Annotated in this window: 20 protein-coding genes and 1 tRNA gene; 7 read left to right on the top strand and 14 right to left on the bottom strand. The window is 63.2% G+C overall.

Going from position 1 to position 23,334, the window contains the following annotated elements:
• Nucleotides 1-48: 48 nt before the first annotated feature.
• The 7 genes from ACQCS0_RS09795 to ACQCS0_RS09765 all read right to left on the bottom strand — a co-directional run bounded on the left by ACQCS0_RS09795 (nucleotide 49) and on the right by ACQCS0_RS09765 (nucleotide 8,313).
• Complete coding sequence (locus ACQCS0_RS09795; protein WP_426940207.1) at nucleotides 49-1,212, bottom strand: ArdC-like ssDNA-binding domain-containing protein; 1,164 nt, start codon at nucleotides 1,210-1,212, stop codon at nucleotides 49-51.
• Nucleotides 1,213-1,300: 88 nt separating this feature from the next.
• Nucleotides 1,301-1,810, bottom strand: coding sequence for a hypothetical protein (locus tag ACQCS0_RS09790; protein WP_426940206.1), 510 nt, complete (start codon nucleotides 1,808-1,810; stop codon nucleotides 1,301-1,303).
• Entirely contained in the window at nucleotides 1,794-3,578 is a 1,785-nt protein-coding gene (locus tag ACQCS0_RS09785; RefSeq protein WP_426940205.1) for a type IV secretory system conjugative DNA transfer family protein, read from the bottom strand. Before ACQCS0_RS09785 ends, ACQCS0_RS09790 begins: the two co-directional genes overlap by 17 nt.
• 40 nt (nucleotides 3,579-3,618) lie before the next feature.
• Complete coding sequence (locus ACQCS0_RS09780) at nucleotides 3,619-4,890, bottom strand: ATP-binding protein (RefSeq protein ID WP_426940204.1); 1,272 nt, start codon at nucleotides 4,888-4,890, stop codon at nucleotides 3,619-3,621.
• 185 nt (nucleotides 4,891-5,075) lie between these two features.
• Complete coding sequence (locus tag ACQCS0_RS09775) at nucleotides 5,076-6,581, bottom strand: SCO6880 family protein (RefSeq protein ID WP_426940203.1); 1,506 nt, start codon at nucleotides 6,579-6,581, stop codon at nucleotides 5,076-5,078.
• Nucleotides 6,574-8,013, bottom strand: a complete 1,440-nt coding sequence (locus tag ACQCS0_RS09770) for a type IV secretion system protein (RefSeq protein ID WP_426940202.1) — start codon at nucleotides 8,011-8,013, stop codon at nucleotides 6,574-6,576. The genes ACQCS0_RS09775 and ACQCS0_RS09770 overlap by 8 nt, the downstream gene beginning before the upstream one ends.
• Nucleotides 8,014-8,025: 12 nt before the next feature.
• Nucleotides 8,026-8,313: a hypothetical protein gene (locus tag ACQCS0_RS09765; protein ID WP_282360914.1), complete on the bottom strand. Its 288-nt coding sequence runs from the start codon at nucleotides 8,311-8,313 to the stop codon at nucleotides 8,026-8,028.
• Between the two features lie 218 nt (nucleotides 8,314-8,531).
• Between ACQCS0_RS09765 and ACQCS0_RS09760 the strand changes: the two genes are divergently transcribed.
• From ACQCS0_RS09760 to ACQCS0_RS09750, 3 genes are all read left to right on the top strand, one after another.
• Nucleotides 8,532-8,963: a LexA family protein gene (locus ACQCS0_RS09760; protein WP_426940201.1), complete on the top strand. Its 432-nt coding sequence runs from the start codon at nucleotides 8,532-8,534 to the stop codon at nucleotides 8,961-8,963.
• 47 nt (nucleotides 8,964-9,010) lie between these two features.
• Nucleotides 9,011-10,309: a Y-family DNA polymerase gene (locus ACQCS0_RS09755; protein WP_426940200.1), complete on the top strand. Its 1,299-nt coding sequence runs from the start codon at nucleotides 9,011-9,013 to the stop codon at nucleotides 10,307-10,309.
• Between the two features lie 151 nt (nucleotides 10,310-10,460).
• Nucleotides 10,461-14,717 carry a sacsin N-terminal ATP-binding-like domain-containing protein gene (locus tag ACQCS0_RS09750; RefSeq protein WP_426940199.1) on the top strand — a complete coding sequence of 1,419 codons (4,257 nt, stop codon included), beginning with the start codon at nucleotides 10,461-10,463 and terminating at the stop codon, nucleotides 14,715-14,717.
• A gap of 350 nt (nucleotides 14,718-15,067) precedes the next feature.
• Here ACQCS0_RS09750 and ACQCS0_RS09745 read toward each other — a convergent pair whose 3' ends face one another.
• From ACQCS0_RS09745 to ACQCS0_RS09735, 3 genes are all read right to left on the bottom strand, one after another.
• Nucleotides 15,068-16,180 carry a C40 family peptidase gene (locus tag ACQCS0_RS09745; RefSeq protein ID WP_426940198.1) on the bottom strand — a complete coding sequence of 371 codons (1,113 nt, stop codon included), beginning with the start codon at nucleotides 16,178-16,180 and terminating at the stop codon, nucleotides 15,068-15,070.
• Nucleotides 16,180-16,689 (bottom strand): hypothetical protein, encoded by a 510-nt coding sequence (locus ACQCS0_RS09740; RefSeq protein ID WP_426940197.1) that lies wholly within the window; start codon nucleotides 16,687-16,689, stop codon nucleotides 16,180-16,182. Before ACQCS0_RS09740 ends, ACQCS0_RS09745 begins: the two co-directional genes overlap by 1 nt.
• A 268-nt stretch (nucleotides 16,690-16,957) precedes the next feature.
• The gene (locus ACQCS0_RS09735; RefSeq protein ID WP_426940196.1) at nucleotides 16,958-17,872 is read right to left on the bottom strand and encodes a hypothetical protein; all 915 of its coding nucleotides are present in this window, start codon (nucleotides 17,870-17,872) and stop codon (nucleotides 16,958-16,960) included.
• Nucleotides 17,873-18,054: 182 nt separating this feature from the next.
• On the opposite strand from ACQCS0_RS09735, the gene ACQCS0_RS09730 reads away from it, so the two are divergent.
• Nucleotides 18,055-18,378 (top strand): ArsR/SmtB family transcription factor, encoded by a 324-nt coding sequence (locus ACQCS0_RS09730; RefSeq protein WP_226758981.1) that lies wholly within the window; start codon nucleotides 18,055-18,057, stop codon nucleotides 18,376-18,378.
• On the opposite strand, the gene ACQCS0_RS09725 is transcribed toward ACQCS0_RS09730, so the two are convergent.
• Nucleotides 18,332-18,805, bottom strand: coding sequence for a hypothetical protein (locus ACQCS0_RS09725; RefSeq protein ID WP_426940195.1), 474 nt, complete (start codon nucleotides 18,803-18,805; stop codon nucleotides 18,332-18,334). The two genes, ACQCS0_RS09730 and ACQCS0_RS09725, sit on opposite strands and share 47 nt — an antisense overlap.
• Before the next feature lie 267 nt (nucleotides 18,806-19,072).
• Here ACQCS0_RS09725 and ACQCS0_RS09720 point away from each other — a divergent pair, with 267 nt between their 5' ends.
• Complete coding sequence (locus ACQCS0_RS09720) at nucleotides 19,073-19,312, top strand: winged helix-turn-helix domain-containing protein (RefSeq protein ID WP_426940194.1); 240 nt, start codon at nucleotides 19,073-19,075, stop codon at nucleotides 19,310-19,312.
• 78 nt (nucleotides 19,313-19,390) lie between these two features.
• Entirely contained in the window at nucleotides 19,391-19,636 is a 246-nt protein-coding gene (locus tag ACQCS0_RS09715) for a hypothetical protein (RefSeq protein WP_426940193.1), read from the top strand.
• Between the two features lie 20 nt (nucleotides 19,637-19,656).
• Here the strand turns inward: ACQCS0_RS09715 and ACQCS0_RS09710 are convergent, their stop codons facing one another.
• Both ACQCS0_RS09710 and ACQCS0_RS09705 read right to left on the bottom strand, forming a co-directional pair.
• Nucleotides 19,657-20,787, bottom strand: coding sequence for a tyrosine-type recombinase/integrase (locus ACQCS0_RS09710; protein WP_426940192.1), 1,131 nt, complete (start codon nucleotides 20,785-20,787; stop codon nucleotides 19,657-19,659).
• Between the two features lie 88 nt (nucleotides 20,788-20,875).
• A tRNA-Leu gene (locus ACQCS0_RS09705) sits at nucleotides 20,876-20,957 on the bottom strand.
• A gap of 204 nt (nucleotides 20,958-21,161) precedes the next feature.
• On the opposite strand from ACQCS0_RS09705, the gene ACQCS0_RS09700 reads away from it, so the two are divergent.
• Nucleotides 21,162-21,767 (top strand): response regulator, encoded by a 606-nt coding sequence (locus ACQCS0_RS09700; RefSeq protein ID WP_354154258.1) that lies wholly within the window; start codon nucleotides 21,162-21,164, stop codon nucleotides 21,765-21,767.
• Nucleotides 21,768-21,829: 62 nt separating this feature from the next.
• Here ACQCS0_RS09700 and pyk read toward each other — a convergent pair whose 3' ends face one another.
• A complete protein-coding gene (gene pyk / locus ACQCS0_RS09695) occupies nucleotides 21,830-23,311 on the bottom strand; it encodes a pyruvate kinase (RefSeq protein WP_354154259.1) in 1,482 nt (493 codons plus the stop codon).
• Nucleotides 23,312-23,334 lie beyond the last annotated feature (23 nt).

The following is a 23,334-nucleotide window of genomic DNA, read 5'->3' as shown; positions in this document are numbered from 1 at the left end:
AGTTGCCGGCGGGACTCTCCCGCCGGCAAGATTTGGTATGACCGGCTGTTACGGCCCGGCCATTACGGGCCCGTCCACAGACCGCACGGGCCGTTCCACGCCCATGTAGGACGCTGCTGGGTTCACGCGAGGGTCCGCGTCAACTGCGGAGATCTTGCCGCCGAATCCCGGCGGATGTGTGATTTCGAGAATTCCCTTGCTGGCAGCAGTGACGCGGCCCAGCACTGACTTGGCTATGCCCGCACGGGACCCCGGTGGGTTGCCGCCGGCGTCGTGGGCCATCGCATCGTTCTCTACCTCAATGACGGCGTCAGCCCACTCGGCCAGATAGGTGGCGGATTGCGGGCCGCGGTCGATCCCGTGGGCCCTGAGCACGGTATAAGCGACGGATTCAGCTTCGACTTCAGCCAGCCCCCGGTGGTCCGCGCTGCTGCCGTAGAGCCGGCCGATCTCGTCGTCCGGACCATGGAGCAGCACATGCCCCAGCTCGTGGGCAAGAACCGCGGTGCGCTCTTCCGGGCTCAGCCAGGCACCAACCTGGACCCGGTGGCCGGCGAAGTCCGTAAAGCCGCTTGTCAGCCCGTACTGGGCGTCCGTCACATCGACGTCGAACCCGAGTCTGCCGGCGACGGCCGCAAGGGATTGCCACAGCTCACCTGCATCCGCAACCTCGCCGGCACCCCCACGGGGCACCAATAGCGGTGTCCCGTGCGTCTGTGAAACGTCAAAGACTGCCTGCCCGCGCCAACCTGTGATGACGGTTTTCTTTCCATCGTCGACGCCGCCGTGCGGCAACTTCTCGCCCACGGGGATGCGCTGCCGGGTACCGTCAGGAAGTGTCACCTGCTGAACCCGGGCTGTACGGGGCGCGATCACCCAGAGTGCATGCTCGCCCCGCGACACGGTGCGGCCGTGGCGGGCCCATTCCTTGTAGCCGGCCACCAGGGTGGGTTCTTCGGTGCCGCGTTGGGCCATCTGCATCATGAGCAGGGCAACGTTGCCGCCCGAGTATCGCCACAATGTTGCCGAAGCGTCCAGCAGCACCTGCCAGTGCGACGGAGATTCAACGGCCAGTTCCAGGCTCTGGTGGAGACCATCCGTTAAGGCAGCGATGCGTTCTTCTGGTGTCATGCGCGCATTGCCGCGGTCGCTTGCGCTGAACGCGGCATCTGCCGCCACATCGATGGAAGTGTATTCAGCTTCAGGGGCCACGACAGCCGCCCTCCATGCTTCTCGGGTTCCCGCCGGGAGCACCCTGCGGATACCCATTCATGTCGTGAGAGACGCGAACAGCATGACTTCAGAATGGGTCACTGGCCTGGTGGGAAGCCGCCTGCCACTCAACGAAGTCCGCTGCGTCCAGCCGAAGGATTCTCAACGTGGGCTCCTTGTGCGTCTGAAGGCCCACACAGCCGGCCGTCCGGGTATGGGTCCGCAGTCGCTCGACGGCGTGTGGCAGCCGCTCGTGGAAGGCGAGCGGTCCGAAACCGGGGTCGTCGCTGGCGTAGGAGGCCAGTTCCGCCCGGAGCAGCGCGTATAGCTCGGCAACGATCTCGGTGTGGCGCCACCAGCAATCCGGAACCACCGACGTCGTCAACTGATACGTGACGACAAGCCATCTGACCCACACCGCCAAGTCGCTCCACGCGGTCCGGGCCTGTGCAGACGTCAGTTCCCGCCAACGGTACGTCACTCCGGTCACCCTCCCGGGCGGCCGGAATGCGGATCGGAAAAGCTCTGCCGTCAGGTCGTCGTCCTCTCCTCCTGATGAGGGGATCTCAAAGCGTTCGGTGTCATCCTGGCTCGCCATCGTTCACCTCCACGGTTGTTTGCTGCCGCAGGCGGTGCCCGTCTGCCAGGGTTTGTTCCAGCTCCAGCTTCGACCGGCCCAGTTCGGCCGCGTCCTTGCGCTTGTGCCATTCGCGCAGGTCCAAAAGGATGGGGCGGGTTCGCCGCCCGAGCATGAGGGCTGTGCCGGTGGGCAGGCGCCGGATCTCATGCAAGGCCAAGACTGGGCTCTCCCTGATCTGCTCGCCGTCCTGGCGGCCCTGCGCAGACCAGGAACGGGTGTTCAGGATCAGACTCCTCTCCCCCAGCAGCCCGGCGAGCGAACGGAGGTCACGCTCGTCAGAGCCGCCGCCGAAGATCACTTTGATGATGGCAGAGTCCCAAATGGTTGCGGCTTCATCGATCGACCACCCCGTCCGCGCCTGGGACAGGGACTGCAGGACCACAAGAGTGGAAATGCCGATGCCGCCGCCGTCCGAGAGGGCGATGGGCAAGCCTGGCCACGGCGCCAGGTTCGCAATCTCGTCCAGGATCAGGGAAAGGGGCGGATCCAACCTCCCTCCAGGGGCGATGAAGGCCATCTCGCGGGCGGCATTGTCGATGTCGTCGATCAGGGCCGAAAGGTACGGACCAGCGGCGGCGGCTCCGGCGCGGGTCCCGATCAGATACAGGGTGCCGCAGTCGCGGATAAATTGTTTGGGATCAAATTCCTCGGATTCGTCCAAGGGATCCAAGGCGGCCAGTACTTTCGGCGATGACAGCGGCGCAACCGCCGCCGAGACACCGATCCAGGAGTTGGACGTATTCCTGGGGTCATCCTCAAGGATGCCCATGAGATCGGCCTGCCATCCCAGCGCCGCATCGGGCTGGCTGAGTACCTCCAACGCCTCACGCGCCAGGACAGGGCTGGAGGACCAGCGGCGAAACGCGCGGACGCCTTCCCCGGACAATGCCGCAGCGTGCAGGAGGCATTGCAGGATGATCAGCGAGCGCTTTTGCCAGGCCGCGTTTTCGCCTTTCATTTCGGTGTCGGCGGTGATGACGAGTGCGCGGCGGGTGGCGATGTCCGGGTCCTCGCAGCCGCGGACGGGAGACCAGCGAAGCGTTGAAGGTAGCCCGGACATGCCCTGCGGATCGAACACTGTTACCGGTCTGCTCCCCGTGGCGCGTGCCTTCATGGTCACCACCAGGTTGTCGGCGCGGGTGGACGTGGTGACTACGGCACCCGGCGCGTCGAGGATCGCGTTAATGACAACGTAGAGGCCTTTACCCGAGCGCGGCGCGCCTTGGATGACCATGGATTCCTCGGTGGAGACGTGGATCGTGACGCCGCGGGAACGGCCCAGCGTCCAGGCCACGTCCTCGATCCGGGGTTTGGCCAAGCCCGGCCGTGTGAACTTCCCTCGCCTTCGGACGGCTCTGGCTCCGAAGTCGTGGAGGATTTCGGAGCGCCGGGCGATACCCTCACGGTTCAGGATGTCCTGGCGCAGCCACGCACCTGATTGCTTCCACCTCCGCCATGCCAGGACGGTCCCAACGGCGAGCGCGGCCACCAGGAATAGCACCGGGTCGACCACCCACCACACTGCGCCGGTGCCGACGTCGCATCCTTGTGGTTGATGACGGACGATCCAATCAATCCGGCCTATTAGGAGCCCGACGGCGGCGGCCGGGTTGAATTGCGGTGGTGGACTGCCACCGCAGCGCCAGAGCATCAAGAGATGTGCTGCGCTCTGGATGAGGACGCACAGGCAAAGGTAGCCGGCCGTTGCGATAAGCCCGGCCGTCACGAGTGGAGCGCTATCTCCCGCCCGCCCGTTCATGGTGGCTTCAGACCATCCGGTCGTCGGTGCCGAAGACTGCCAGTTCATCGGTGGTGACCCGGTTGGCGACGATGAAGGAACGGTTCCCGACTTTCCAGAGCCCGACGCCCTTGGGGAGGTTCTCCACGTGCTCGCATTCGGCCTCTGACAGCCCCAGCGCTTCCTTGGTCAGGCGCATGGCATCGTGCTTCTGCCGGTAGATGATCCGGGTGTCGGCCTCGGTGAGCAGGCCCAGTGCCTTCTGGCGGTGGCCGCTGGTGCTGTCGCCGATTTCGTTGAGATCGGCGACCTTGTGCATGATGAGCAGATTCGCGATGCCGTAGGTACGGGCCAGCCGCCATTGTTCGCTCATTTTGGCGAGCATGTAGGGGTCCGCCAACATGCGCCAGCCTTCGTCGTAGACCACCAGCCGTTTGCCCCCGTCGGGGTTTGTCACGGCCGCTTCCAGCCAGGTGGCGCCGCACGCCGCGGCGAGGGACAGTGCCTGCTCCGAGGCGCCGATCAGCGCGGACGTGTCCATCACCATCATGGGCGCATCAGCGTCGAAGGAGACGGTGGAGGGTGCATCAAACATGCCTTCCAGGTCGCCGGATACGGTACGCCGCAGGGAGTGGCTGACGGCCTGTCCTCCGTCCTTGCCGACCAGCCCGATGGTTTCCCTTGACGGGTTCAGCAGGTGGTCCAGGACCATCGGCAGCGTGGGATTCGAGTTCTGGGCCACGGTTTCCATGAGCGCCATGTCCAGGGCTGTGTGCTCGACCGGATGCAGCGGCATCCCCTGCCGCATAAGGGACACCAGCGCTACCAGTAGGTAGCGGCGTCGTTGACGGACCACGGCCTGCCACTGCGCCTCGCTCAGGGCGCTGGACCGCGGACCGGCGTCGAGCGGATTGACCCGGGCAGCCCGGCCAGGGCCCACAGAAATAACCTTCCCGCCGACGGCGTTCGCCACGGCGACCCACTCGCCCTTAGGGTCAGAGGCGACGGCGGCCTTCCGACCCAGCGTGATCGACCTGGTCACCAGGGATTTCCCGCACATGGATTTCCCTGTCCCGACGGTGCCAATAACGACGATCGACGGACCGCTGATGACGCCTTTGTCGTAGAGAATCCATGGATCGTAGGAGAAGGCACCGGAGCCGAACACGTCCGTGCCGATGTACGTCCCCTCGTGGCCCAGGCCCGATTCGGTGATAAACGGGTATGCAGCGGCGAAGGTCATGGTGGACGCCCGGTGCGGGGCCGGGCGCAGGCGGTGCGGGCCGCGCAGAGAATTCACGTCACGGCTCCCCCAGTCGCCGCCTTGCTCGTTTCTGTCAAGCCGGGCGCCGACCGTGTCTCCCAAGCTGCGGAGCGCGGACTCCCACGGTTGGCTGTGAGTGTCGGCGTCCTGCCGACGTCGTTCCTTCCGCTCCTGGCGATTCCCCCCTGCCGGTACGTAGTGAACCGATTGGTTTGCCCCCCTCACCGCAGTCCCCGCCCAAACGGGAGCGCACCGGCGACGAAGGCCGCCCACTGCTGCCCGGCCAGCAACCGCAATTCGACGAAGGCTCCCGCCGCCGCCGACTCGAGCTCCTGCCTGTGTCGAGCCAAGTCTTGGAGGGTGCCCGCCGTGATGGTCACGTATGCGGCCGGCCGCACGTCCCCGTGACCGGCGACGATTTCTTCCTCCCGCTGGGTCACTTCTTCTTCCTCTGCCCGTTGCTCCCTGGTGAGTGGCCTGTCGAAGCGCGTGTTGATCCGCCGACGCGTTTCGTGGGCTTCCTGGGCGGAGCGAATGTCCCGCAGCGCTTCTGTTGTTGGCACGGCCCGGATCACCTCGGTCACCGTGTGGCGGAAATCGCCGACATAGATCAGGGGGTGGAGGAAGCCCGGAAAGACCTTCTGCCGCGGCCATTCGGCGACCCAGAACGTTTGATGAAAACCGGAGTCAGTGCGCACATAGGTCCAGTGCTCCTCGACCGCCATCGGCCCGGCACCGACGCAGGGCGCCTTGGATTCTGTAACGTTTTGGGGCTCCGGCGCCGTCGTGCTGAGTGCGGATTGCCGGACCGGGGCTGCCGGGGCGGCCGGATCAAAGGCGCCACGGACGACGTCGAGGAGACCCGCCTCCGGGAGCCACTCCTCGACCCTGACATTGTGGGTGCCCAGCGCGGTGGTCATGGCCTCGACTTCCAACCGCAGGACCTGTTCGACGCCGACGAGTCCTCCGCCGGACTCCTTGATTCGGCGTCGGGCCTTGGCGGTATCCACCACAAGGGCGAGCAAGAGGTCGTGGCTCATCGCCGATCCGGCCGCAGCGATCAGGTCCTCGTAAGCGCGCTGACCCCAGGTGAGGTCTTTAGGCGTGCTCGCCCGCTCTGGGGCAGTGCGTTCGTAGAAGTCGCGCAGGGCCGACGAGGGATACGGGACGGTGTAATCCTGGACGGCGATTCTGGCGACGCTGCTGCGCTGGGCCACGCCTGCCTGCACGCGGGACCAGGCTTGAACCGCCCATGCCTTGTCGTCAGAGTCCAGGAGCGCGAATGATCGGGTACTGCAGCGCAGCACGGCGATCGCCTCCCTGCCCCGGGCGTCCACGATGAACGACTCACCGGTCGAGGTCCGACGCAATTCCAGGTTCCCCAGACCGCCAGGCAGCGCCAGGTGCCCCGCCAAGGCCGGGCGCTCCGGCCTGACCAGGAAGCGGGTCTGTTTGGCGGCCAACCGGTAAAAGAACAGGGCAGCATGCCCGGCCCAGACCGGGTAGGGAATCCTCGAATACTGGAGCAACCCGAGCAGGATGAGTGACAGCCACATTGGTCCCGATGCGAAGAGTCCAACTGGTCCGCGAAGTGCCGATGCCGTGCTGGCTACAAGGACCCCGGCCGCCAGCAGCAGCAACTGGTACCACTTCAAGCCCATAAATATGCCGCGACGCTCGTATCGGGGGAATTTCACGGCCTCTAGGGCTCGCGAATTTTCAGACATGGGAATCACCGTCATTCTGGTGCTGGACGACTGCTTGCTGTCGGATGGGCGGGCGGCCCGGTGTTGCCAACGGAGGCCCCTGTGGGGAGGCAGGCGGGGAGGCCTGGGGCGGTGCCGTTCGAGACGCCGCCTGATCAGCCGGCTGTCTCGGCGGCGGTGGCTGCTCGCCGATTGCGCGCGTACCCGGGCCCTCGAGCGGTGCGCCAGGATTCGCATTCGGCCCACGCCGGCCTCCATGCGCCCGGGGTGACGGTCGCTCGGAAGCCTTGGCGCCGGCGTCGAGCGTCAATGCAGTGCCACTGCCCCCGGGTGTCTGGGCCGACGTCGTGCCGGTCTGCGTCTGCGGCAGTGGTGCCCGGGGTGGCAGCACGCGAGTGGGAAACTGCGGCCGGCTCGACTGGATCGGACGGGTCGCAGATGAGTGCGACGCCAGGCCCGCGAGCGTAAAGCGACCGCCGGTCTGTCGGCTGATCTGCCGGGCGGCAAAGCCAGAGCTTCGAGAAAGTACGTGACCGCCTCCCGCAGTTTGCGCGGCTGCTGCAAGCTCACCACCGGCGAAACTAACCAGGCGTAATGCCATCAGCGGAGCACCACAAGCCAAGGCCATGCCGACTACGCCGGCTGCCAGTCCGGCGAATGACTTGGACTCGGCAAAGAGCTTGATGGCCACGGCCAGCACGGTCGCGGCCAACGGCTTGGCGAGAAGCAACGCGATGACGATCTCGCACCACCGCCGAGCCCACGTTTGCGTCTTCTCCCACGGCATGAGCATGAGAGCGACCGGGGCGACTGCGGCGAGCACGATGAGCGCAAAGGATCGAAAGATCATCGAACACATCAGGACGAACGCCAGAACCCAGACAACGATGACTGCCATGGCGGTGACGACAACCGCCCCGGCCGCGCCTCCACTGGACCCGGGAGCCAAAGAGATGACGTTCCAGTCTCTGCCGGCGTCGGCCGGAGCTTTTTCGAAGCCGAAGAGCCTCATGAACAGCACGTATGGATCTGTTCCCAGAGAGCCAAGAAGCGCCGCGGACGCCAAATCACTGACTTTGGTGAGCTGGCGGACCAAGTACACCGCCCCTGCCACCATGGGGACAGCGGCAGCCCCGCCTACCAGGGCCCGCACAAGACGGCGGGGTTGTTGGCTGATCAACCCGGACAGCAGCTGGAGGGTCATGGCAACTACAAGGGGTGTCATCATGACGACGACCCACCAACTTGTGAGCCCTTCGACGGCGGTCCACTGCGAATCATCCACGTCTGAGAAGCTGAACGCGCCAGTGATGAAGGACCAGATCCAGGAGGCGATATTTTGGAGAATGTTCGCGAAAAGCGAGGTGATTGAACCCTGGATGCCGTCGTTCGCTTGGGAGACAAGACCGCACCCGGGCGGCCACCATCCGTTGAGATCACAGTCAACCGGCATGATGAGCCGGCCCTAGAATCCGAGATTAAACGCCGATTGGGACCAAAGGATGTAGCCGTTAATGCCGCCCAGGATCGCTGCCACCGGGCCAGTCCAGAGCAGGATCATGCCCCCACCGGAGGCCAAGCGGGACGATTGGCTCAACTTGCCTGCCAACAGCATCGCGGCGCCGAGGATCGCGACAATGGCGATCACGATGAAGGCACCGACCAGGATGCCTCCGCCGATCTGTTTCAGCGATTCGAGAAAGGGAAAGTTGGCGTTCGGGGTGATTCCGGGATCTACAGCTGCCAGCAACATCGGGCGCTCCATCTGTCGTCTTTGAATGGAATGAGGGTTTTGGGCTCACGACTTCATAGAGGTTGCGGGGCGGGGCTACATGACTGCTGATGATTTTCGGGAGGGTTTGTACCTCCTTGGGCATCCCGCATCAGATGCAACATGGTGGGGAATGCTCAATGTCGGCACCCGGAGCTACACTGAATGTATCGAACATATATTCGAATAAAGGGTGTGTTGTGGGCGTTGTAGTTGGTCCCCGTGTGATAGATGCGGGCATGTCGTTGTTGTCGGTGCTCATCTCCCCGGTCCCCGTCGCGGCCGGGTATCCCTCGCCCGCGCAGGACTACTTTGATGGCCGGATCGACCTGAACGAGCACCTGATCAAAGACATCACCAGCACCTACGTCGTGCGGGTTTCCGGGGAATCGATGGAAGGCGCCGGCATCAGCGACGGCGACGAGCTGATCGTCAACCGGGCACTGGAACCGGTGGACGGATCCGTCGTCGTCGCGGTCCTGGACGGGGAACTGACCATCAAACGGCTGCGGATCACCGGAACCGGGGTGGTGCTGCAGGCAGAGAACCCGGCCTACCCGGACATCCGAGTGCCTTCGCTGTCGGACCTGGTCATCTGGGGCGTCGCCACCCGGTGCCTTCACCATGTTTAAGGCGCGCTCTTGCGTTAAACGGGAACTTTGCCGGCACGGGGCACGCCATGTCTAAGCCGGCCGTGATGCGGCATATGCCGCAGATCGCGCATGTGGATGTGAACTGCTTCTACGCCTCGGCCGAGCGGGCGTTCGACCCGTCACTGGAGGGCAGGCCCGTCATCGTCCTCTCCAACAACGATGGCTGCGCCGTCACCCGCTCCCCGGAAGCTAAGGCCCTGGGCATCCCCATGGGTGAACCGTGGTTCAAACTCGCCCCGCGCGCCAAGGAATGGGGCCTCGTTGCCCTCTCCAGCAACTACGAGCTCTACGGCGACATCAGCGCCCGCGTCATGGAACTCCTCGGCCGCTACTCCGCGTGGCTGGAGGTCTACAGCATCGACGAAGCGTTCCTCGGAGTCAAAGGCACCCCGGAGGAGCTCCGGGCTTTGGGCCGGGACATGAAAGCCACCTTGCGGCGCAACGTCGGCGTTCCGGTCTGCGTCGGAATCGCGCCCACGAAAACCCTGGCGAAACTGGCGAATAAATGGGCCAAGAACAACCCGGCCTTCGACGGGGTCTGCCACTGGGACTCCGTGCCCGCGGCCGACAGGGAATCACTGATGCGCCGCCTGTCCGTGATCGAGATCTGGGGTGTCGCCACCCGGCTGACCAAACGCCTCAACGCCCTGGGTATTCTTTCCATCCTTGACTTGTTTCGGGCCGACCCGGTGATGATCCGGAACCGCTTCTCCGTGGTCATGATGCGCACCGTACTGGAACTGCAGGGCACCCCCTGCATCCCCATGGAAGAAGAACGGATCGGCCGGGACCAGCTCATCTTCTCCCGCTCCTTCGCCGGCCCCATCACCACGGCCGCCGGGATCCGGCAGGTCATGAGCGTCTACGGTCAGCAGGCCTCGGCGCGTTTGGCCAAACACGGACTCCAGGCCAAAGTCCTCACGGCGTTCGCCGGCACCTCACACTTCAACCCGAAAGACACCTCCTACCCCTCGGTCTGCGTGCCGTTGCCGATGCCGACCGCGGACCCGGTGATCCTGACCAAGGCCGCCCACGCGCTCCTGCCACGCATCTGCGAGGGCATCCGGTACGCCAGGGCCGGGATCATGGTCACCGACCTGCGGCCCTCCGGCAACCAGGCACCCCTTGCCCTGTTCGAGAACCCGCACGAGGAACGCCACGTCGGCACCCTCCTCGAAGACATCACCCGCCGGTACGGGCGCGGCTCCATCGGCCTGGGCCACGGCGGCATCCGCGGCGGGCCGGACTGGACCATGAAACGGGACATGCTCTCCCCCCGCTACACCACCCACTGGGACGAACTCCCCCTCGTCAAAGCCGCCTAAACAGGAACGGACGGACCGACTGTAGTGGCACGTCAGCACCAGCTTGGTAGGGGCCACCGAGGCACTGAGTGTGGTGGCGTCGCACGCCGAGCATCGTGTCGGACCAAACCAGCATGCTTCTATTGAGCTGTTACTCATACGAAAGGGCAAAGTGGACGTCACAACTAGACTTCGCGAACAGGAGCTGGCGTCAATCCGCGTCCAGGTCGACCACGCTTTGCGGGAGAGCGCGCTCAAGAGTCTGGATGAGCGTGGTGGCGCACAGGAGCTGGTCCGACAGCAGTACACCGGCCGATACCCCTTCGAACTGCTGCAGAATGCCAACGACGCAGCACGTGACACCGGCACACGCGGTCGCGCGCACTTTCTTTTGACCGACACCGCTTTAATCGTGGCCGACAACGGTTCCGGGTTTGGGGATCCACAGGTCGAAGCCATCTGCTCGCTGGGAAGATCTTCCAAGGGCCCGGGCGAATCGGTCGGTCACAAGGGGCTCGGCTTCAAGTCCGTTGGGGAGATCACCGATCATCCGCAGATCGTCTCGGCGCTGTCTTCATTCCAGTTCAATGGCGAGCGGGTGAGCGCTGCAATCAGCGAGCTTCTCGGCTCGTTGCCGGCGCGTCAGAAGCTTCCGATCTACGCCTTCCCGTTCGGCGTTGAACAGGCGGACCTCGGACCCGATGCTGCCGCGATCGATACGCTGCGCGCGAGCGGCTTTACGACGGTCATCCGTCTCCCCTTCCGAGACAGCGTCGAACGGTCGACGGTTGAAGCCGATCTTCTTGAGAACCTCGCGTCTCGGCTGCTGCTCTTTCTGCCGCACGTTGATCATTTGGAGCTGGAAGGCACATACGGCGACTTCTCGTCTGAGATCGTCCGCAACCCGGACGGAGACGCCGAGCACGTACTGCTCGAAACCAACAGCCACGCCGAAGAATGGTTCATCTATCGAGGGTCTGTAGCCCCTGACCCTGTAGTGCTCGAACCGCTCGGGGAATCGTGGAAGGATATAGACGAGGTTCGCTTCGCCATCGCCGTGCCGGTGGACGGAGATGGCCAGCCGCGCGTGGATGAGACATTCCCACTGCACGTCTACTTCCCGACAGACGAACAGCCAGGGCTCCATATGGCCGTCCACGCCGAGTGGATGCTGAGCATGGACCGACGCCAGATCGCGACGACGCCTGAAGCGGGGCCGTTCAACCGCATGCTGGTCCGAGCCATGGCGGATCATCTCAGGTCGACAGTCGCTCCAGATCTGGTCCGGCGGACTCAGGCGAGTTCTGCCGCAATCGAGGCACTGGTTCCAGCGACCAACCCCCCAGCCGGCGCAGGCGGAACCGCCATTCGCAAGCACTGGACCGAGGCGCTGCTCGATTCACCTTTCCTTCCCGCTGCCGACGGTTCTTTGCGGCGTCCCGCAGATATTCGTCTCCTGCCGCGAAGCCTGCCGGATCCCGCCAACGCGCATGGGTTGACCAACCTCGACCCAGGCCACACGCTGCGGCCGGACGTCGAGCGGCTCATTGCGATCAAAACCTTCCTCACTGGCACGCCTGACACCGGGGAAATGGGGATTGGTGAGTTCATCGCACTACTTTTGGCGCCGACACGAGAAACCGCGGAAGATTACTACCGCTTCCTGGCGGAGTGGCGCGAAGCAGCCGGGACTACGATCGTCAACGAACTAAAGAAGGCTCCAATAGTCCTGGGTACCGGGGGCCAGATGCTAACGCCAACCATGGAAACCATCTTCTTCCCGCGGGAACGCAGTGAAGTCACCATTCCGGAAGAGCTGCCGGTTCCCATCGCGTTTGTCCCAGACGCCGAAGACGCGCAGAAGCTTCTCCGAGATCTAGGGATCAAGCCATTCGAGTGGCGCGAACTCATCCGCGAGTTCCTGATCAAGATTCTGAGCGATCCCGAAGCCGATCCCCATGCACGGGCTGGCGCAATGGCCGGTCTGCGGGCCTATCGGCAGGTACGGCTTCAGGGCAACGAAGACATTGATCCCGTGCTCGGGCGAGTGCTCCTTCCCGCCCGAACGGCAGACGGCGCCGTCCACGAGCTGCGTCCGGCAGCCGAGATCTACTTCAGTGCACCATGGTCTGATTCCGATGAGTTGGAAGTCATTTACGGTCCCTTCGGCGACGTAGAGTTCCTCGACATCGAGCCGCCCGTGGAGTCAGAAGGTCGCCAAGATGACTTTGACTTCTATCGCATGCTCGGCGTGGTTGCATATCCACGCCTCGATGTTGCCAAGCCAGCTGAGACGTACGGCTACATGGTAGTAAATAGCGGTAGACATCCCCACCGCGGCGGGTTGTTCCGAGAGTGGATCGGGCTGCCCGAGGTCAAGGTAGCATCGCAGTGCCCACAGGGCCATACCCAGTCGCAGCAACTGCGAGAGTCTTACCGTCTTGACCGCCTGGAAGAAGTCATGGCGTCCAAGGAACCAGTTCGGCTCATGGCGCTCTGGAACCAGCTAGCCCGACGATGGGGCTCGGTCTACGAGGGCGGCCTTGAGACTCTCTTCTACTGCCTCCACGGCAGCCATGTCGGCGATCGTGGACGTCCCGCCGCTTCACTATTTGCTTACACGCTGCGGTCGCGCCCGTGGGTGCCGGTCGACCGAGGCAACATGACAGAGCTCGTCCGCCCATCGGAGGCGTGGATCGAGGCTGCGCAAACGCCGCGCCGAATTCAGGAGCGCATCCCGCGTATCAGCGAGGCCATGTTCCAAGCCCATGGCGGCGCTGGCCTGGCCGCAGCGTTGCATCTGACGGACGCTGGCCGTCCGCGTGTCGCTGACCTGCTGGTGTTGCTGGAGAGCATCGCCAATGAGGCCGACGCGGCCGGACACACGAACCGTGAGCTGTACCAGGCAGCACGCTGGGTCCAACGCACCTTGCACGATGTGCTGCGGGACGAGACAGAAACCCACCCTGAACCAGAAATTGTGCGGCTACTGGCTAGCCAAGACGGTGTCATCCGGTTCGTGGCGCAGCCGCCTTATGCCGACGATCCACTGCTTCGGGACACCTTCGAGAAGCAGCGTCCGCTTCTCTCAGCCGAGGCCGGACTGACGAAGCTGACCCGCTACCTCGCGCTCACTAGGCTCGACGACGCCGTCACCACCTCGGCACTTCCTTTCGGGGAGGATCACGGCGCGGCCTATGACCACGTTGGGCGACGCATCAACAGCATCAAGCCGTACCTATTTGCGCTGGTGCGCGCCGAGAACTCAAGCGCCGAGAACCGCGTCCGCTCAGCGCTCCAGAGGCTAGAACTCGTCGTCTGCGAACGGCTGGGCCTAACGTATGAGTACGACGGTACAGAGGTCTTCCGCGAGGAGGCTGTCTGCTACATCGCGAGCCGTTCCGAGAAACGAGGCGGCCGCACGGTCAACGTCGGCACCGCCTACCTTGAACTGGACCCGGCATCCGGCCAGCCGCACTGGTTCCCACTCGGACGCCAACTGGCCCAATACTTGATCGTGCCGACCCTAGCCGATGCGTTCACCATGCTGCTGACGGCCTCACCCGACGACCGCCAGCGAATGATGGCCGACCGCCAAATCCAGCCACATGACGTCACGGAGGCCCGCCAACTGCTCAACCTGGCGCCAGAGGACGAGGAGGAACTCACCAACGTCCTCGATTCGCTCCTGCTCGAGCCAAGCGAAGACGACGAGGACAAGGATGTTTCGCCCGGTATGGCTGCGCTGGCAACAAATCGGGCGGGGGGAATTTCGGAGCAGGTCCCGGACACCAATAGCAACGCGAACGACCCGATCGGCAATGAGCCGGCTGAGGACGCACCGGCGGCGGCGAACGAGCCATCACTGAAGGCTCCCCCACCGCCGGTCGACTTCTCGGCTGTCAGCATCGTTGATGGCGTAGCGGGCAACTCCGGGGACTCCGGCGCTACGAAGCAAAATGGTTACCGAGGTGGGGTTAGAGGTGGCCACAGCACTGCGCCGAGCATTCACACCGAGCAAGAGAACCGGCGCATCGGCAAGCGTGGCGAAGAAGTCGCGTACCACGCCGAACGTCATCGACTCAAGACAATCAGAAAGAACCCCGACTCGGTTCGCTGGGTGTCTAAGCTCGACGAGCTATCGCCGTACGACATGACCAGCGTTGATGAAGACGACCAGGTAATCTACATCGAGGTCAAGGCGACGAAGGGGACCGATCCCACCGAGGCGTTCTACATCTCGCGCGGCGAGCTGATTGAGGCCACGGTTCGCCGTAGTCGGTACTACATCTACCGGGTAACTGACGTCGACGCCTCAGTACCAACGATCACGAGATGGGGAGATCCTCTTGGATTGATCAATGACGGCAAAGGTCATCTGCTGCTCGCGAAGGCGCACATGGCTCTCACGCTGGCGGATGACGCCTAGGGGAGGTGACGCAGAGGTTACCCGATGAAGCCAGCGAGCATCTGCACCGCCGCGGCATGCTCCGACGCCTTCGCTCCAGCGTCGGGCCGGACACCCGTGGCGGCATTGTTCGCAAAGCTTTCTTCGTCAGGGAGGCCCGCTCGGCGTGGTCGGCTGAACCGCTGAGGGGCCATTCGTGCGTCCTCGGTAGGCGCCGGGCACCGTGTCTTTAGGCCCAGGCGATCCCCACGCGTTTGCGTTCACTGATGGGGACACGCTCGAATTCCGCGAACTGGAGGATCATGACTGACGCCAAGCTGGGTGTGCACCAACCCTGTCAACGCTTCCTTTTCGGGCGCCACGACTAGATTTCATGTCAACAAATCAAAATACGCCGTGTCCGAATTCCAGGCTATCGGATGCAGCAGCGTCCCAACCGCAGGGTTGAGTGCACTCCACATCATCCCGTCCCCCGCATAAATGCCAACGTGTCCCCAGTTGTTCGGCCCCTCTGCGTTCTGGACCACCAGGTCCCCCGGCTGCGGATTGTCGGTCAGCGTACCGACCCTCCATTGATCCACTCGCGGCAGATTGACTCCGGCCTGCCTGTAGATCCATTGGACGTATCCCGAACAGTCCCACGCCTTGAACGCCGTGCCGCCCCATACGTAGGCGCCGCCGAGTCCTTCCTGGGTAAACCGCAGGATGTCCTTGCGGATCTGGCTCAGATCTGTGGGAACAACCGTGTCCGTCGAGGAATGAAGCGCATCGGAGCACCTGGCCGGTGACATCCCGCCGACGAGCGCCTCAACAATGGCCGTTGCTTCAGCCTCCCACCGCGCATACAACTCCGGAAACGCCGACACCTGAACGGCTTGCGCAGCTTGGCCTTTGTTCATGGATTGCCAACCTCGGATATCCAACAATCCGGGCGGGCTGCCACGGTTGGGGCCAGCGGGTCCGCCGTAAAAGGCTCGCACGTTGTATTTGGGTTCCATCAACTGTTCAACGGTCCCCCAACCGGCGGCTGGACGTTGCTGGGCAGTGCCGAGGGAATCGTGATCATTGCCGATTCCGTCGTGTGGGTAGCTGAGCGACGCGGGTACGTTCGTGTTGGCGAGGACTCTGAGGCTGGATTCCTGCAGAGCCATCATTATTGCGATGATCTGGCCCTCTCGCGGGACCCCCAATTGCTGGCCAATGGAAACGTAGTCCCCCGCGACGGCCATTTGCCTGTCGGTCACAATGACCGGGGCCCGGCTGTTTGTGCGGATGCTCAGGGGGCCGGATACGCTGGCTGGCTGGCCGACCACGCCTTCTTGCGAGCAGACGGACTGGGTGTCGGCCGCGCTCGCGCCGAGCACCGCCACGGCTGCGCTAAACGCAATGGGACCCACCAGGATCAAGATTGAGGCCGCGGCCAGCGAAACCCGCAGAAGGGCCCGGCGCTTGACCAGCCCAGCGAACACCATGGCGGCCGGCATCAATAGACGATCCTGCTCGGTGCGGCATAAAAGCCGACCATGACGCAGTGGTCCGTCGGGGCAGTAACAGCCGGCGGACAGTTCACCATGACGCTGACAGGTGCCGTGTAGGTGTTGCGGGCAGAAATTGATTGATCCAGAACGCTGACGGAGGCTGTGCACACATGCAGTCCCTCCCATGGCGCCGGCCGCTCCCGAACCTTGGCCAGCTCGCTGTCGCAGTGCAGGGATTCGACCGCGGCCGAACGGTGCGCCTGCTGGTCAGCCAGAGTTGCGTAGCTTCCCGCGTTGACCCCGGTCGCTTCGAACTCCTGCACCAACACGCCCAGGGGATTGGACCCGTCCGGTAGCACGTCCCACCACTCACGGAGCCGTGAGTAGACCTCCGAGTAGGACGACGTTCGCGTGTCCCAGGTGTAGATCGCCGTCGCCGCCGCGGCGGCGAGCTCGCGGAAATCAGCAATGCGGGGTACGCCCTCCGCATCGGCAATCCCAACATCAGGAGTCACCGTCGGAGCTTGTGCCGGCGTCCCGGGAGAAGCGTTCGCCGTGCTCTGAGGGATGGGCATCGTCGACGGCGGTGGAACCGGAGCCGCTGCGGGCGTGGGCGACGGCCGCGTGAGAGCGAAAAGCGCCGTGACCACGCTCAAGAGCGCGATTGCTGCGATACCCCATCGACGCCGGTAGTTTGTGCCAGGCAGCGAGCTTCTTTGCAGTTTGGACATTCGGGCCTCCTTCTCGCCTGTTCATAGCGAGACGACAGGCCCACAACATGACTCAGTACGCAGTCCGCGTCCCGGCCTGGAGAATCCTCCATGCCGTTTGATACAGCCGGCGCGCGAAGCCGATCTGGACGGCCACATAGCGCTCGGTGACGCCCAAATGGACCGCCAATGCTTCCAGAGCCCTCTTCCGTTCGGGTCCTCGTAGTCCGGGGCGAACGATACTTTCAGCTGTTCTGCGGAGTACCGGTGTGGGCAGGCACTCTGCTGCGCGCTGGCATACGTCTCCGATGTTGCAAAGGGCCGTCTGCTCAACGTCCAGGGCATTTCGAACGGTTTTCGCCGTCTGGCGCACCACGGTCACTGCGTGCCAGCGCCGGCGGTCCTGTGGCGACGGCGGACCGTAGTGTCGAGGCCCGGTGAGACTGTCGAGGGCAAGATCCCAAACTCCTGCTGGCACGCTGGCCCGGGTCAGTTCAATGATCGTTAGTGCCCATTGCTGGTCAATAATCTTCTCGGCACTTTGACCTCCGCTCCGGTCCATGCCCAGCACCGCCAGAGCAACGAACGACGTCGGCCCGTCGGCATTCCCCGGTTCCACGATCAACGGAAGCGTATGATGGCTCAGCTCCCGACGGACGTGCGCGGCGCAAACGTTCGCGCACACGCCTTGAACCCAAGCACCGAAGGGAATACCGGGGAGCTGGCGATAATGCCCCCGGGTCACGCCATCCCACACCGCGACCCGGATGTCCTGCATAACGTCGTCCACGTCGCAGGCCCGGCCGATCCGCGAGAGATGCGAAACCACGTACCGCTGAACGCCGTCGACGGCGATCATGATTTGATCTACCGGAACGGCAACCGCGGCGGGCTCCGGCGCGCCGCGCAGGGAGATGTCGATGCTTCCTACATTGGGATGATCTTGAGGGGCCCGATTCAACCTGGCTTCGACTCGCATGGTCTTCACCGCTTCAACTAAACGATTCCAATAAGTCCGGCGCCGACACGGCCAGCGCTCAAAGAGTGGCAGCGACAGCCAAGGTCGACCACTACGACAGGAAAGCTATACAAACTATTTTCAAAGATAATTAAAGTATCGTCAAGACTGCGGGTCTTACTTTTAGGACCTCGGTCGGTGAGAATGGTTCCATGCCCAGGATCACGCAGCCTCACGACGAAGCCTGGTCCAACGACGTCGAGGCCGCTGTCGCGACATTTGGCAACAGATCACGGAACGAGATCCTCCGCTACCTTTCCGCGCACGGTCCGGCGACCCGCGGTGACATCGTGGCAGCAGTAAGCGCCGGTGAGCCGAGCGTAGCCAAGCACCTGCTTGCACTTGAGGAGACCGGTGCCATCGCGGTGGACCTTGAGCCGGGCCGGCGCCATGGCCGCTCTCCGCGCTATTCAGCCAACCCTGCTCGGATCAAGGAGTTGCTGGCGGCTCATCTTCAGTATCTTCTGGAGGATTAGCGGCTGCCTCTTCCGCTCCAGGATGGCGATCAATGTCCTTGTTGAGGAATTCAGAGATGGCCCTTAGCGTCTCCGGAGAAACGTCACCCAGCGTCCGCGCCGCGAAGGTCTTCACCCTGGCCGCACGAAGCGACTTCACAAACTCGAGTTGCGAATCGATCCGCTCGGGCAAGTCGGCGTTGTCGCCGATCAGGTACGAGGGGTCAACGTTGAAGATGTTGCAGAGCTCGGCCAATAGCGCCGTATCGCTGACCAGACGACCGGTCCCCTCTTTCATATAGAACCAGCGCGCGCGGGACAACTTGATGCCCCTAGCCTCGAGTTCGGCCTGGACCTCGCGAAACGTTACGGGCTTCCCACGTTCGGCAACCACGACGTCGAGCAGCAGATTCAGACGACGAGCCAGCTGGGCCTGGGGAGACAACATGTCACCGCCACCTGCCTCGACCATCCGCGCTGCCCACCCCTCGATCTGATGCGAGACCGGCAGCCCGGTCAGGCGCTACGATCCCCTTTCGCCCAGTATTACCCGAGTCGTCCGGCGCGGCAATCAACCGCGTCAACCAGTTGAGGATTCATTTGCTCACTCTGGTCTATCCAACATGACTTCAACCGGAGTAACCTGCTGCTGTAGACCCGTCTACAGTAGCCCTTCACCATTCCCCTGGTTGTGGTCCACATGTCGTGCATTTTGATGAACCGAACACGAAGCCGAATTATCCGATTCCTGCTCAGGAACGGGCCCTCGACCTGTGGCCAGATCGGCAGGGAACTCAGCGCCTCGCGCTCGACCATCCGCAGGCAACTCGGCTTGCTCACCGATGCCGGGCTGGTGCAGCGCTCATCGACTCAGTTCAGTGCCTCCGCCGAGCAGGTGCAGCTCCATACTGCGGCCCTCGAAGCGAGTTTCCAGGTCACCGTCATGCCGCCGTGATTTCCGGCTTACATGAACGGGGAAAGGACTCGCGCAAGCCGTCCTCGCCGCATATCCACGAAGGGATCGGACAGGGGCATGAAACTTGAATTCTTCGAACCAGCCGAGGCTGCCACCGTCCTCAAGTGTTCAGAGGCATGGCTTAGGGACGGGGCTGCCAAGGGTGAGTTCCCGCACGCCGTCTGGGGCAAGGGGAAGATCGTCTTCACGTCGGTCCACCTCAGGGAGATTGCAGAGCTACGCGAAGTCCGATCCGGTGGCGCTACTGCGCCGACCGTCCGCATGATCGGGACGCGAGCACAGGCTCGCCAGAAGTTCTCTTAGGTAAACCCTCCACCCAGACGCTATCCACGCCACACATCGGCGGAACGCTCGACGGCGTCGGCGGCATCCTGGAGCGCCTGCGGCATCAAGTGACCATAGACCTGCTCGGTCGTTCGCGTAGATGCGTGCCCGAGTCGCCTAGAGATCGTGAACAGCGAAACGCCATCCTGAATCAGCCAAGACGCATGGGTATGGCGCAGATCGTGGATCCGGGGTGACTTCTTCAGGCCACGCGCCTGGGCCGCTTTAACGGCGGGAGTCCAGTAGTGGTGCCAATACAGCTTGTGAACAATGCGCTCGCCCTTGGGGGTGGTGAACAAGAGTTCCGAGCCAGGGCGGCTGGCCACCAGCGGAATCAACACTTCCACCAAATGGGGATTCAGCGAAACCGTCCTCTTGCCGGCACCGGTCTTGGTCGCTCCGACGTAATACTCGGAATCGGTACCGCGTTTCCATGCCTTGTTGATCCGCATCGTTGCCGGCTTCGACATCAGGTCCAGGTCCGCCACAGTTACCGCAGTCGCTTCGCCGAACCGCGTTCCCGTCATGACCAAGAATTGAGTGAACGCCTTGTACCGCTCCCCCATACCCTCCAGAATCAGGCCGAATTCAGCGTGCGTCAGGAACCTGGCCTCATCCTCTGCCTTTTCGCCTGACGGGAGCTGCACGCCCCGGCACGGATTGTCCTTCCGGTAGCCGAGCATGACGGCCGTCTCCATTGCCGAGAAGATCAGGCCATGGTTGTTCTTGATGGTCTTGGCCGACCGGCCCTTGGTCTGCATCGCCTTGATCCAATACGTCAGGTGCCGGTAATCAAGCTTGTCCACGGGAATGTGCCCGATGACGTCGGCGATGTGCAGCTTCAGCATGGTCTGATACGTGTGCACTGTGCCAACTGAAGGCCGGACCAGAAAGTCGATGTGCTCTTGGATCACAGCCGCGACGGTGGGTGCTTTGGTCTGGTTCGCGACCATCGCATGCTGGGCAATCTCAAAGGATTGGTTGTTGGCATCAAGGAGGCGCTTCAGCGTCTGGGCCTCGGCCGACGTCGCTAGGGTAATCCCCTCTTGCTTTCGCGTTTCGGGGTTCCGCCAGCGGACCGTGAACGACGTGGATCCGTCCGATTTTTTCCGTTCCCAAATGCTGGCCATACCCAAAATTCTAGGCTTCGTGTGCACAGAAAACGAGTTTTTGTGCACACTCAGGACCCTGAAACCCTGCTGACCTGCGGAAACACTGTGCCCGAGGTGGGACTCGAACCCACACACCTTTCGATACCGCATTTTGAGTGCGGCGCGTCTGCCAATTCCGCCACTCGGGCGCGGAATACGTTGTGCAAACCGGTACGCCCACAGCTGATTGTGAGCAACGCGATCGCTTCACGTACGCGGAATTACTCTACATGCAGATAGGCTGAATTCCAGAATCGCGCCGCTGACGCCGCAATAGACCATGCAGATCAAAGTACGGCCAAGGGCGCACCTAAGATGGTGATGTCCTCGACGTATATTCCCAAGGAGATCCCGTGACTGAACAAACGGAGTCAAAATCCACGTCCCAGCCGGCGCGCCGCGTCATTGTGGCCGAGGATGAGACCCTCATTCGACTCGACATCATCGAGATCCTGCGCGGCGAAGGCTATGACGTGGTGGGCGAAGCCGACAACGGCGAGAAGGCCGTGCAACTGGCCGAGGAACTAAAGCCGGACCTCGTCCTGATGGACGTCAAGATGCCCATCATGGATGGCATCACCGCGGCCGAGAAGATCGTCAAGGCCCGTATCGCCCCCGTAGTGCTGTTGACTGCTTTCAGCCAGAAGGAACTCGTGGAGCGCGCCCGCGACGCTGGCGCCATGGCCTACGTGGTCAAGCCCTTCACCCCGGCAGACCTCATCCCTGCTTTGGAAATCGCGCTCTCCCGCCACGAGGAAATCAAGGCCCTCGAAAGCGAAGTGTCGGACCTGCAGGAGCAGTTCGCCACTCGCAAGCTCGTCGAGCGCGCCAAGAGCCTGCTGACCACCAAGATGGGCCTGACGGAGCCGGAAGCATTCCGCTGGATCCAGAAGACCTCCATGGACCGCCGCCTCAGCATGCGCGAGGTTGCCGAGACCATCATCAACCAGGTGAACTAAGCCACTAAGCACACAAAAGGAAGGACCCCTGCCAGCCGGCAGGGGTCCTTCCTTTTAGGCTGCTATGCCGTCGGCCAGGGCCCGAGCTTCTCCCTGGGTGCGCCAGCCTCGCCGCCGAGACGCGAAGAGTCGGCCAAGTCACCCACCCTGTGCGCCTTCAGCGAGTTGGTGGAACCAGCCTTTCCGGGAGGGGACCCGGCGGCAATGATCACCAGGTCACCGTCCTCGACGAGCTTCATTTCGAGCAGGCTGCGGTCAACCTGCGCGGTCATCTCGTCGGTGTGGCCCACCATGGGGACCAGCACCGGCTGGATGCCCCAGGTCAGTGCCAGCTGGTTCCACACGTGCTCCACCGGAGTGAAAGCGAACACCGGCCGGATAGGACGCAGGCGTGAGAGGCGGCGTGCGGAATCACCGGACTGGGTAAAAGTACAGATGTACTTTGCTTCCAGCTGATCGGCGATTTCGACGGCGGCCCGCGTGATGGCACCACCACGGGTCTTTGGCTTGGTGCCAAGCGGCGGAACGCGTTCCAGGCCGTGCACCTCGGTGGATTCAATGATCCTGGCCATGACCTTGACGGTTTCGATCGGGTACTTGCCCACGCTGGTCTCGCCAGACAGCATGACGGCATCTGCACCGTCGAGCACGGCGTTGGCGCAGTCCGAAGCTTCTGCGCGGGTGGGGCGCGGGTTGTCGATCATCGATTCGAGGACCTGCGTGGCCACGATGACCGGCTTCGCCCAGCGGCGAGCCAGTTCGATGGCGCGCTTCTGCACGATCGGCACTTCCTCCAGCGGAAGTTCCACTCCGAGGTCGCCACGGGCCACCATGATGGCGTCAAAGGCGTCGATGATCTCATGCAGCTGCTCCACTGCCTGCGGCTTTTCGATCTTGGCGATGACCGGCACACGCCGGCCTTCTTCGTCCATGATCTCGTGCACGCGGACGATGTCCGAGGCGTCACGGACGAACGACAAGGCAATCAGGTCAACACCGCGGCGCATGGCCCAGCGGAGATCGTCCTCGTCCTTTTCGCTCAGTGCCGGCACGTTGACTGCAACGCCGGGAAGGTTAATGCCCTTGTTGTTGGACACCATTCCGCCGACCGTAACGACGGTGACAACCTTGACGGCGTCGACCTCGGTCGCCCGCAGGGCCACCTTGCCATCGTCGATCAGCAGCGCATCCCCCACGTTGACGTCCTCGGTGAGGCTCTTCAGCGTGGTGGAGCAGATGTCCTTGGTGCCAGGAACGTCTTCGGTGGTGATGGTGAAGATGTCACCCTCGGCCAGGGCATGGGGGCCGTCCACAAAGCGCCCAAGACGAATCTTCGGGCCCTGGAGGTCAGCCATGATTGCCACAGGCTTGCTCAGCTGGGCTGCTGCCTTCCGGACATTCTCGTACGTGTTGTCGTGCACGGCGTAGTCACCGTGACTCATGTTCATCCGGGCAACATCCACACCGGCTTCCAACACCGCGAGCGTGTTCTCAAAGCTGGCAATTGCCGGGCCAAAAGTGGCCACAATCTTAGCGCGTCTCATATACCTACCCTAGTAGTGTCCTG

It is taken from the genome of Pseudarthrobacter sp. S6 (assembly GCF_050156575.1).
Lineage (GTDB): Bacteria > Actinomycetota > Actinomycetes > Actinomycetales > Micrococcaceae > Arthrobacter.
Note: the sequence above shows the minus strand (reverse complement) of the source record. Positions and strands in the feature narration are given on the sequence as shown.